Consider the following 2,761-nt stretch of genomic DNA (forward strand, 5'->3'; position numbering starts at 1 on the left):
GGGCGATAGCGTGCAGTTCAGTCCCAGGGCTTTCAGCGTCATGGGGGCCTCTCCGTTGGAAAGGTCTAAACGTGACGCCGCGTCCGTGCAATGCGCGTCGTCTTCAGGTGCATACGTCACTGCGGTTCTTCGTTAGCATGACGCCCATGTTTTCCTTACCCAAGACGGCCACCGCGCCGTTCTRCCCGTCCGAAGTTGCTGGCTCGATCGTGGTGCCGGCCGGACTTCCGTGGTGGAAGAAGGCCGCGCGCTTCGCCGGGCCCGGGCTTCTCGTATCCGTCGGCTATATGGACCCCGGCAACTGGGCGACGGACATCGAGGCCGGGTCTCGCTTTGGCTATCGGCTGCTCTTCGTCGTCCTGCTTTCCAGTCTTGCCGCGATTCTCTTGCAATGCCTGGCCGCAAGGTTGGGTATCGCCACGCGCAAGGATCTCGCCCGGCTGTCCAGTGAGCGTTATCCGAAGGCCGTGGGGCGGGTGCAGTGGGTACTTGCGGAGATATCGATCATTTCCTGCGACCTGGCCGAGGTCCTCGGTAGCGCGCTGGCCTTCAAGCTTCTTTTCAACGTGTCGCTGCCTGTCGGCGTGGCCCTGACCGCACTGGACACCTTCATCGTGCTGGGCCTGCAGGGGCAGGGCTTTCGTCGCGTGGAGGCGATCATCCTCGGCCTCGTCGGCACCATCGGCATCTGCTTCGTCGTGCAACTGTTCCTTATCGGGCCAGACTGGGCAGCGGTGGCGGCCGGCTTCGTGCCTTCCATGCACGCCCTGTCGTCACGCGAACCCCTGTACCTGGCGATCGGCATCCTCGGCGCGACGATCATGCCGCACAACCTCTACCTGCATTCGTCCATCGTGCAGACGCGCGCCGTGTCCGGTGAAGAGGGCAAACGAGCTGCCATCCGGCTCACCCGTGTCGACACCATCGCCTCGCTGTGTCTCGCGCTGCTCATCAATGCGGCCATCCTCATCGTGGCCGCCTCCGCCTTCCATCGTACGGGGCGGACGGACGTGGCCGATATCTCCGATGCTTACCAATTGCTGGCGCCGATCGCCGGCACCACCGTCGCCGCCATGGCTTTTGCCATCGGCCTGTTCGCTTCGGGGCAGAGCTCGACCTTTACCGGCACGATAGCCGGGCAGGTGATCATGGATGGCTTCCTCCAGATGAAGCTTCCCTGCTGGCAGCGGCGCCTGATTACCCGCGGGCTGGCCATCATTCCGGCTTTCATCGGCGTGGTGACGATGGGCGACCGGGCGATCGGTGCCTTGCTGGTGGCCAGCCAGGTGGTCCTGAGCCTGCAGTTGCCCTTCGCCATGTATCCGTTAATCCGCTTCACCGACGATCCCGGCTTGATGGGTGTGTTCGCCAACAGCCGACTCGTCTCGTACTCGGCGTGGTTCCTGTTCGTGGTGATCTCTGCGGCCAACCTATGGCTGGTTGCTCAGGTGTTCGACATGGCGTGACGCGAGGCCGACATGCGCGTCACATATCGCCGTGCAGTCTCGTCCACCGACGACATAACCGGCGCCCGACGCGATGCAGAGTCCCTACGTTCCGGAAACACCTGGCAGCTCACCGGTCATCCCGGAAGAGAAGCCGAACGCGCCAAAGCCGGAAATACCCGGCAACCGCCCGGCGGGGGATCGGCCCCAGGAGCCTCCTCCGCATCCGGACGACCCCGAAGATGATGGCGTTCCCAGGCCACCGGCGCCCGAGGCGCTGGATGTTCGCATTCCATGACAGCACGCATTCCCAGAAGCCAGAGGAATTCCGCTCATGCCAGAGAAAAAAACCACTGCCAGGGCACGGAAGGACAAACGCGAAGGTAAATCGGCTTCGACCCAGGCCGGCGAGTATGTGCGGGAAGAGATCGACCATGTGCGTGAAGGCAAGCATGGCGCGCGGTCGGCCAAACAGGCCATAGCGATCGGTCTTTCCAAGGCGCGCCGGGCCGGGGTGAAGGCCAAGCCGTCGAAGACCGCGAGCGCCGCCACGAAGAAGAAGGCGGCGCAGGAAACCAAAGCGGCTACACGCAAGCGGTCGTCTGGGACCGCGGTGAAGAAATCCACTGCCCGCAAGCGCGCCTCGACCAAAGCACTCAAACGCGAAGGGACCGCCGCCGTGTCAAAGCGGGCGCTCTCCACGCAAGCAAGGAAGAGCGCATCCAAGCGCACGGCGAGCAGCCGCTCGGCCGCCGCAAAGAAGGCGGCGCACACCAAGGGTGCTGYGGGAAGGAAGACCGCCGCGAAGAAGGCGGCGCGGACCAGGGCGAAAAGAGCCTCCTGATCGTCATCGGGCCCGCGTTATGCGGGCCCGATGCTTTCGCTCATCTCGGATGAGAGAGCGGGGAATGGGAGCAGCGTCTTAGACCGAATCGCCACTCAGGCGGCTGGCGACTTCGCCCAGCCAGTCATAACCGTCCATTTCGCCACCGAACAGGTCCATGCCGGCCATGTCGGCGGCGCGGTAACCATTCGAGAACTCGAACGTCGAGATGCCGTAATCGTTGCGAAGCTCATTCATATCGTTTCTCCCAGCCTTTATCGGGACCGGTTATCAATCGTCTGACGCCACACCGCCGGTCTCTGGCGTGACGGGGACCTTACGCTGCTGCAGGCCGGTGTCGAGAGGCGCTGAGCGACTGGTCCGTTTCGTTTGGTGAACAATAGGTTCGTTAGTCTTTCGTCATGCCACGTTCGGGCTTAATTTCTGTACTAACCAGTTTCCTATGCACCCCTGTGTATGGGCGCCCTCAGCC

The 2,761-nt window shown here is 63.1% G+C and carries 3 protein-coding genes; 2 read left to right on the top strand and 1 reads right to left on the bottom strand.

The features are described from left to right. Positions 1-146 precede the first annotated feature (146 nt). Both AC1DT2_RS20070 and AC1DT2_RS20075 read left to right on the top strand, forming a co-directional pair. A complete protein-coding gene (locus AC1DT2_RS20070) occupies positions 147-1,466 on the top strand; it encodes an Nramp family divalent metal transporter (protein ID WP_477298284.1) in 1,320 nt (439 codons plus the stop codon). Positions 1,467-1,779: 313 nt separating this feature from the next. Continuing rightward, complete coding sequence (locus tag AC1DT2_RS20075; RefSeq protein ID WP_477298285.1) at positions 1,780-2,289, top strand: DUF6496 domain-containing protein; 510 nt, start codon at positions 1,780-1,782, stop codon at positions 2,287-2,289. Positions 2,290-2,367: 78 nt separating this feature from the next. Here AC1DT2_RS20075 and AC1DT2_RS20080 read toward each other — a convergent pair whose 3' ends face one another. Continuing rightward, a complete protein-coding gene (locus AC1DT2_RS20080; RefSeq protein WP_157504675.1) occupies positions 2,368-2,526 on the bottom strand; it encodes a hypothetical protein in 159 nt (52 codons plus the stop codon). Between the last annotated feature and the right edge of the window lie 235 nt (positions 2,527-2,761).

This window comes from Luteibacter sp. P4_E6 (genome assembly GCF_056401535.1).